Raw genomic sequence first — 7442 nt, 5'->3', positions numbered from 1 at the left:
CCTTGCTGCTTTAATTCTGCGAAAGAGTGAATTAACCAAGCTAAGCCCGCCGTGTCAACCCTAGACACCTCAGAAAGGTCAAAATACCAAGTTTTATGGTCACTTTGTGGTTTTTTATTCAGAAGTCGTTCAGCAGAAATTGAATTTCGAGTCAATTCACCACTGACTCGATAGTGCTGTTCGTCAAGCTGAGTAACCGTTACTTTACTCATTACCGCCTTCGCCTCTAAATTGCACTGGTAACTTACTTTTCTGTTCAAGTAGGTTACTTACATGGTCAATGCCTTGTTGGCGTAAAATGCCTTGGAATTCACTTTGCTTGGCATCTAATAAACTAATACCTTCAGCAACCATGTCATAAGCACGCCATTCACCACTGCGGTCTGCGCGTACTTTAAAATCAATTTTAATTTCCGGCTTGCCCGGCTCGACGATTTTGGTTTTTACTAACACTAGGTCTTGCCCGGCAAACTCTTTACTTGGCCCAAACTCTACTTGTTGGTTGGTGTATTGCGTAAACACACCGGCATAGGTTGCGATTAAGTATTCTTGAAACACATCAATAAAGCGCTTAATGTCTTCCACGGCTTGTTTTTGCTCGGCAGGATCTTTAATCGCACGTACTTTTGATACATGACTACCTAATACCCGCAGTGCAGCATATTTATAATCAATATACGGCATCAACTCTTCTTTGACGATCACTCGTAGATGCTCTTTATCTTTTTCAATTAAAGGCTGATCACGGGTAATACGCTGAAAAGTATTATCTGAAACTTGGCGGACCATTTTGTATGGGTCTGTTAAATCGACCGCATCGCTTGCTACACTGATTGCGCTGAAAGTAAGCGCCACTACCATTAAAAATTGTTTAAACATAATTAGTTACTCGCCGCCTTGATTGAATAAAAACTGCCCGATTAATTCTTCAAGCACCAATGCTGATTTAGTGTCGGTGATATAGTCGCCATCATTTAAGGCTTTGCTTTCAACACCGAATAACTCATCTAGGCCTAAATCTTTATCATCACTGGTTACCGCTACGCCGAAACAAGCTTGCTCAGCTGATTTTGGGGCGATCACAGGGTTAATACCTAGATACTGCTCACCTAAAATACCTGAGGTCAAAATTGACACTGAGCTGGTATCTGAAAAACGACATTGATATTGTGCATCAATGGTCATATCAACAACGGGCACAAATTCTTGTGGGTGAATTGAAATAGCCTCAACTCGGCCCACCACAACGCCACCCACTTTGATTGGTGCGCGTGCTTTTAACGAGCCAATGTTTTCAAACTTAGCTTTCAATAAATACGTTTCGCCATTGCCGCTGATCCCTGCGTTGGCAACTTTTAACGCCAACATTGCAAATGCCGCGATACCTAACGCAACAAAAAAACCAACTAAAATTTCTAATTTCCGTGAATTCATTTTTTATACCTTTATTAGCTGGTAAACATTACCGCTGTCAAAATAAAATCAAACCCTAAAACAGCCAAAGAAGAGTGCACTACCGTTTCTGTTGTTGCTTTACTGATCCCTTCAGAGGTCGGTATACAATCATAACCTTTATAAAGCGCTATCCATGTAACAACGATGGCAAAGACAAAACTTTTGATCATGCCATTTAAAATATCTTGCTGGAATGACACCTGCGACTGCATGATTGACCAAAAGCTGCCTGTATCTACGCCCAACCAATCAACACCAACCAAGTGAGCACCAATGATTGCAACGGCTGAAAATATCAATGCTAGCAATGGCATGCTGATAAAGCCCGCCCAAAATCGCGGTGCGATAATACGTTTAAGTGGATCAATCGCCATCATTTCCAGGCTAGATAACTGCTCAGTGGCTTTCATTAAACCAATTTCAGCAGTCAGCGCACTCCCTGCTCGTCCGGCAAATAATAACGCCGTAACAACTGGGCCTAACTCGCGCAATAAACTCAATGCCACCAATGGCCCTAAACTATCTTCAGCGCCATAACCAACTAATACGGTGTAGCCTTGCAACGCCAATACCATACCAATAAATAAGCCCGACACCATGATAATCAACAGTGACTGTGAGCCGACCATATATAATTGACGTATTAAAAGCGGCGTGCCTTTTCTGAAGTTAGGAACATTGCACAGTGCGCCAACCAGCATTTGAGTAGAGCGACCAAGCGCTGCAAAACGTCCTAACGTTTTATGACCTAGCATTTGCAAAAAGTCTAACATTAGCGGCGCCCTCCCAGTAATTCTTGCTGGTAAGGTTGAGCAGGAAAATGAAATGGCACTGGACCATCAGATAATCCTTTTAAGAATTGCTGCACCAGCGGCGATTCATGATGACGCATTTCATCCGCTGTACCGCTACCAATAACACCTTGATCGGCGATAATAATAACGTGATCGGCAATGCTCATGACTTCGCTCACATCATGGGTCACAATCAGCGACGACAAACCCAATACTTGATTAAGTGACTTAATCAATTTAACCAACACCCCCATCGAAATCGGGTCTTGGCCTGCAAACGGTTCATCATACATAATTAATTCAGGATCAAGTGCGATAGAGCGTGCCAATGCAGCACGACGCGCCATTCCGCCTGACAACTCTGAAGGCATTAAATCCTGAGCACCACGTAAGCCAACGGCTTGTAATTTCATTAGCACCACAAGACGAATTAAATCTTCACTGAGACGAGTATGTTCACGCAGCGGAAAAGCGATATTGTCAAACACTGACATATCGGTAAATAATGCGCCGCTTTGGAATAACATACTCATTTTGGTACGCGCTGCATAAAGCTCTTTACGCGACATAGTTGGAATGTTGTTACCTTCGAATAATATAGTGCCGCTATCTGGTTTTAACTGACCACCAATTAAACGCAACATGGTGGTTTTACCAATTCCGCTTGGTCCCATAATTGCCGTGATTTTCCCTTTCGGAACGCTAAAGCTCATATTTTTATATATGCTGCGATTGCCTCGAGAAAAGCTTACATCCTTGATTTCTACTATTGGTTGCGACAAGTCGCTCTCCATTACTATTTTCACTAGTTCTCCTATTTTAAGCGTTTTTACAGCAAGATGGAAAAAACAAATCGTAAAATTTTGTAATATTCTATGTAATAACAAGCAAAACCTTACAGCAGTAGGCTTAACAGACGCTTAAATAATTTTTTCTAGGCTAACAATAACGACTTACGAACAAGTTGACCTGATTCTTTTATTTATACTTTCAGGTTGGCTTTTGTTACTATTTGCAGCCATCTCATTTTGAATAATTGGCGTAATATAATGGTGACTTCTTTTGTCATTTTAATTCTCGGGTTTGCAGCCCTCGTTTGGAGTGCGGATCGCTTTGTCTACGGCGCAGCTGCGCTGGCAAAAAATTTCGGTGTCCCTACACTTATTGTCGGTTTAACAGTTGTTGCTATGGGCTCGTCAGCCCCTGAAATGATGGTATCAGCATCAGCCGCCCTTGCTGGCAAAACCGACACTGCAGTGGGTAATGCAGTTGGCTCAAATATCACTAATATTTTACTCGTTTTAGGTATCACCGCACTATTGCGCCCGCTAACCGTATCATCAATGACCTTAAAGCGCGAAATGCCGCTGGTGCTGTTAGTATCAGTCGCCGCTTGGTATATATTTTCTGATAACTACTTTTCATTTGCTGAAGGCGTTGCATTAATCATTGGCTTTGTGGTCTTTATTGCCGGCTTAGTTATTATTTCTATTCGCGCTAAAAACCAAGCTGATGACCCTTTTGTAAGCGAAGCCTGTGACGATGTACCAGATAACGTGCCAACCAAATCGGCTTTATTTTGGCTAGTCATCGGTATGGTGTTACTGCCTATCAGCTCTCACTTTTTAGTTGGTTCAGCCGTTGATATTGCCAAATTTTTTGGTTTAAGTGATCTGGTTATTGGCTTAACCATTATTGCTATTGGTACAAGCCTACCTGAACTTGCCGCCTGCATTGCAGGGGTATTGAAAAATGAAGATGATTTAGCACTGGGTAATATTGTTGGCTCAAATATTTTTAACATATTAGCGGTATTACCACTGGCTGGTATTATCAACCCATCAATTATTGATCCATCAGCGGCAAACCGTGATGCCTTAATAATGATTGCTGCCACCATAGCATTGATTGCTATGTCTTTGAGTTTTAGAGGCACAAGACGCATTAATCGAGTTGAAGGTGGCCTGTTATTGGTCGCGTTTTTAGTCTATCAAGGTTATATTTTCAACCAAGTTGCTTAATGCTACCCAAAAAATGGATAACACTATGACGCAGTTAAATTTTATTGAACAAGGTAAGCGGGTACTCGATATCGAGCGCCAAGCACTAACTGAGATAGCCCAATACCTCGACGAAAACTTTAATCGAGCTTGCCAGTTAATGTATCAATGTCATGGCAGGGTCATTGTAGTGGGTATGGGGAAATCCGGTCATATTGGCAATAAGATTGCTGCAACATTAGCAAGTACAGGTACTCCTGCGTTTTTTGTTCACCCTGGCGAAGCAAGTCACGGCGATTTAGGCATGATCACCCGCGATGATGTGGTCATGCTACTATCAAACTCAGGTGAAACCAGCGAAGTACTTAATATTATTCCAGTCATTAAACGCATTGGCGCAAAAATGATTGCTATGACAGGTAACCCAGCATCATCAATGGCAAAATGGGCAGACGCTCATGTGTGCATTAAAGTGAGCCAAGAAGCCTGCCCATTAGGGCTTGCACCAACGGCAAGCACCACAGCCACACTTGCGATGGGCGATGCGATGGCTGTTGCCCTGCTAGAGACTCGCGGTTTTACCGCCGATGACTTTGCACTCTCACACCCAGGTGGCAGCTTAGGTAAACGCTTACTGCTATGCTTAAAAGATATTATGCACAGTGGTACTGCAACACCTATCATTAATGACAAGCAGTGCATCAAAGACGCGTTAATTGAAATGTCTGCCAAAGGATTAGGTATGACGGCCATTGTTGATGATAACAAGCAACTTGCGGGGTTATTTACTGATGGTGATTTACGCCGTATTTTAGAGCAACGAGTTGATATTCATAGTACTTTGATAAGCACTGTAATGACTCGCACTTGTACCACAGCAACCGCAGATATGCTCGCCGCCGAGGCACTTAACATTATGGAAAATAAGCGTATCAACGGCTTAATTGTGATTGATGATGAGCAACGCCCTATTGGCGCACTGAACATGCAGGATTTGCTAAAAGCAGGAGTTTTATAATGCAGTTTGCTGATTTATACCAGCCGCTTGGTGACGATGCACGCAGCCGTGCACAGAAAATTAAACTGCTTATTTGCGACATCGATGGCGTATTCTCAGATGGCCGTATTTACCTAGGCAACCAAGGTGAAGAACTAAAAGCGTTTAATACCAAAGACGGCTTTGGTATTAAAGCGTTGATCAACAGTGGTTTTGAAGTAGCCGTGATCACCGGTCGTCATTCACAGATAGTTCAGCAACGAATGACTAGCCTGACTGTACCGCACATTTACCAAGGCCAAGAAAACAAGTTGCAAGCTTATCAACAGCTCAAAGATAAACTGCAGTTAACTGATCAGCAAATTGCCTACATTGGTGACGATGGGCCTGATCTGCCGGTCATGGAGTTAGTGGGATTTGCAGTGGCAGTAAATGATGCCCATCCACTGATCAAGCGTATTTCACACTATACAACCATGTTACCTGGCGGCTTTGGTGCCGTGCGTGAGTTAACTGATTTACTGATGCTCGAAAATGGTAAATCGTTAACCTGCGAAGGGACTAGCTCATGAATAGTGCGCGTTTAATATTATGCGTACTGTTCGTCGCTTGTATGGTGTGGCTGTGGTTCCCCTATTTTAATCAACCTGCAACCACAGTACAAAACCAAGAAGATATCATAGCAAAACCTGATTACACGGCGGTGGCATTAAAACAAACCGCATTTGATGAACAAGGTAAGATTAGCCACAAAGTAACCGCTGCAAAAATGGAGCTCTATCAACAGTTAGGCTTCACTTACTTTGAGCAACCTATTTTTACTTTATATAATCAACAACAAACGTGGCAAATTAATGCAAACGAAGCCACCTTATATGAAAATCATCAATTAATTTTAGAAGGCAATGTGGTGGCTAAAAACCTCACCAACAATGCCATGATTGAACATATAAATGCAGACAACATTCAGGTTGATATTGAGCTGCAAACCATGAGTTCTGAACAACCAGTAGAATTGATCGGACCAAATTTAAAGATCACTGGGCGCGGCCTCCATGCCGACTTAAAAGCCGAAGTGGTAGAACTAATTAACCATACGCGAACCATATATTATGACCAATAAATTTGCTCACTTGCTTGTTATACCAAGCTTATTCATGGCCTTTTCAAGCTTTGCAGAGACTGCCTCACCGCCTGCGAACCAAGTATCAATCAGTGCAGACAAACAACTTGCACAACTGAAAGATAATATCGGTATTTTTGAAAAGAACGTTGAGATCATTCATGGTAACCGTCGTATCAAAGCTGACCGCCTTGAAGTACACAAACGTGAAGACTTAGGCGATAATAAACAACTACTTGTAGCGACTGGCAACCCAGCTTATTTTGAAGAAAAACAAGCTGATGGCACAATCATGAGCGCCAGTGCTGAAGAAGTTCGTTACGACGTTGCAAAGCGCTACTTAACCTTAATTGGTGACGCACAGGTTACTCAAGCAGGGCAAAAAATTAATGCTAAAAGTATTACCTACGACATGGATCAACAACTGATCAGTGCCGAAAAAGGCGCAAGCTCAGACGATCGCGTACACACTATACTCGTGCCAGTAGACAGTAAAAAAATCAAATCTAAAGGCCAACCATGAGTACATTAAAAGCTGAATTTTTAGCTAAAAGCTACAAAGGTCGTCAAGTTGTCAAAAGTGTTGGTTTAGAAGTAACCGCTGGCAGCATTGTTGGTTTACTTGGCCCAAATGGCGCAGGTAAAACCACCACCTTTTATATGATTGTAGGCTTAGTGCCTAGCGACAAAGGCAAAATCAGTATTGATGATAATGACATTACCCTACTGCCAATGCATAGCCGCGCCCGCTTAGGGATTGGTTACTTGCCTCAGGAGTCATCAATATTTCGTAAGTTGACTGTATATCAAAATCTTATGGCGATTTTAGAAACCCGCAAAGAGCTAAAAAAACAAGCCAGGGAAGAAGCCCTCGACAGCTTACTGGATGAATTTAGCATTCAACATATTCGCGACAGCCAAGGTATGGCGCTATCAGGCGGTGAACGCCGACGCGTTGAAATTGCGCGCGCTTTAGCCGCAAATCCAAAATTTATCTTGCTTGTTTTTTTAGCTCTTTGCGGGTTTCTAAAATCGCCATAAGATTTTGATATACAGTCAACTTACGAAATATT

The 7442-nt window shown here is 42.4% G+C and carries 10 protein-coding genes and 2 pseudogenes; 6 read left to right on the top strand and 6 right to left on the bottom strand.

The window, feature by feature from the left end; all coding sequences use genetic code 11:
- The 5 genes from ENH88_RS08825 to mlaF all read right to left on the bottom strand — a co-directional run.
- A partial coding sequence (locus ENH88_RS08825) for an STAS domain-containing protein (RefSeq protein WP_304181740.1) occupies positions 1-212 on the bottom strand: 212 nt, incomplete at its 3' end.
- A complete protein-coding gene (locus ENH88_RS08820; protein ID WP_304181737.1) occupies positions 205-879 on the bottom strand; it encodes an MlaC/ttg2D family ABC transporter substrate-binding protein in 675 nt (224 codons plus the stop codon). The genes ENH88_RS08820 and ENH88_RS08825, both read right to left, overlap by 8 nt.
- 6 nt (positions 880-885) lie before the next feature.
- A complete protein-coding gene (gene mlaD, locus ENH88_RS08815; protein ID WP_304181735.1) occupies positions 886-1434 on the bottom strand; it encodes an outer membrane lipid asymmetry maintenance protein MlaD in 549 nt (182 codons plus the stop codon).
- A 14-nt stretch (positions 1435-1448) separates the two neighbouring features.
- Entirely contained in the window at positions 1449-2228 is a 780-nt protein-coding gene (mlaE, locus tag ENH88_RS08810; protein WP_304181733.1) for a lipid asymmetry maintenance ABC transporter permease subunit MlaE, read from the bottom strand.
- A complete protein-coding gene (gene mlaF, locus ENH88_RS08805; protein ID WP_304181742.1) occupies positions 2228-3043 on the bottom strand; it encodes a phospholipid ABC transporter ATP-binding protein MlaF in 816 nt (271 codons plus the stop codon). The genes mlaE and mlaF overlap by 1 nt, the downstream gene beginning before the upstream one ends.
- A 255-nt stretch (positions 3044-3298) precedes the next feature.
- On the opposite strand from mlaF, the gene ENH88_RS08800 reads away from it, so the two are divergent.
- The 6 genes and pseudogenes from ENH88_RS08800 to lptB all read left to right on the top strand — a co-directional run.
- Positions 3299-4270, top strand: coding sequence for a calcium/sodium antiporter (locus tag ENH88_RS08800; protein WP_304181730.1), 972 nt, complete (start codon positions 3299-3301; stop codon positions 4268-4270).
- Positions 4271-4295: 25 nt separating this feature from the next.
- Positions 4296-5267: a KpsF/GutQ family sugar-phosphate isomerase gene (locus ENH88_RS08795; RefSeq protein WP_304181726.1), complete on the top strand. Its 972-nt coding sequence runs from the start codon at positions 4296-4298 to the stop codon at positions 5265-5267.
- On the top strand, positions 5267-5818 hold the full coding sequence (gene kdsC, locus ENH88_RS08790) for a 3-deoxy-manno-octulosonate-8-phosphatase KdsC (RefSeq protein ID WP_304181723.1): 552 nt from the start codon (positions 5267-5269) through the stop codon (positions 5816-5818). Before ENH88_RS08795 ends, kdsC begins: the two co-directional genes overlap by 1 nt.
- Complete coding sequence (gene lptC, locus ENH88_RS08785; RefSeq protein WP_304181722.1) at positions 5815-6369, top strand: LPS export ABC transporter periplasmic protein LptC; 555 nt, start codon at positions 5815-5817, stop codon at positions 6367-6369. Before kdsC ends, lptC begins: the two co-directional genes overlap by 4 nt.
- Positions 6359-6892, top strand: a complete 534-nt coding sequence (gene lptA, locus ENH88_RS08780; RefSeq protein ID WP_304181720.1) for a lipopolysaccharide transport periplasmic protein LptA — start codon at positions 6359-6361, stop codon at positions 6890-6892. The genes lptC and lptA overlap by 11 nt, the downstream gene beginning before the upstream one ends.
- Positions 6889-7371: pseudogene (gene lptB, locus ENH88_RS08775) on the top strand (LPS export ABC transporter ATP-binding protein); the annotation flags it as partial. The gene lptA and the pseudogene lptB, both read left to right, overlap by 4 nt.
- Here the strand turns inward: lptB and ENH88_RS08770 are convergent.
- Positions 7364-7442 (bottom strand): annotated as a pseudogene (locus ENH88_RS08770) (lipopolysaccharide ABC transporter ATP-binding protein); the annotation flags it as partial. The pseudogenes lptB and ENH88_RS08770 sit on opposite strands and share 8 nt — an antisense overlap.

The organism is Pseudoalteromonas prydzensis (genome assembly GCF_011050055.1).
Taxonomy (GTDB): domain Bacteria; phylum Pseudomonadota; class Gammaproteobacteria; order Enterobacterales; family Alteromonadaceae; genus Pseudoalteromonas; species Pseudoalteromonas prydzensis_A.
The sequence above is the reverse complement of the archived record's forward strand: the minus strand, read 5'-3'. Positions and strand labels throughout refer to the sequence as shown.

Bases quoted from the DNA above. Each gene is read 5' to 3' on its own strand.
- ENH88_RS08820 (WP_304181737.1), bottom strand. From the start codon at position 879: ATGTTTAAACAATTTTTAATGGTAGTGGCGCTTACTTTCAGCGCAATC.
- mlaD (WP_304181735.1), bottom strand. From the start codon at position 1,434: ATGAATTCACGGAAATTAGAAATTTTAGTTGGTTTTTTTGTTGCGTTA.
- mlaE (WP_304181733.1), bottom strand. From the start codon at position 2,228: ATGTTAGACTTTTTGCAAATGCTAGGTCATAAAACGTTAGGACGTTTT.
- mlaF (WP_304181742.1), bottom strand. From the start codon at position 3,043: ATGGAGAGCGACTTGTCGCAACCAATAGTAGAAATCAAGGATGTAAGC.
- ENH88_RS08800 (WP_304181730.1), top strand. From the start codon at position 3,299: ATGGTGACTTCTTTTGTCATTTTAATTCTCGGGTTTGCAGCCCTCGTT.
- ENH88_RS08795 (WP_304181726.1), top strand. From the start codon at position 4,296: ATGACGCAGTTAAATTTTATTGAACAAGGTAAGCGGGTACTCGATATC.
- kdsC (WP_304181723.1), top strand. From the start codon at position 5,267: ATGCAGTTTGCTGATTTATACCAGCCGCTTGGTGACGATGCACGCAGC.
- lptC (WP_304181722.1), top strand. From the start codon at position 5,815: ATGAATAGTGCGCGTTTAATATTATGCGTACTGTTCGTCGCTTGTATG.
- lptA (WP_304181720.1), top strand. From the start codon at position 6,359: ATGACCAATAAATTTGCTCACTTGCTTGTTATACCAAGCTTATTCATG.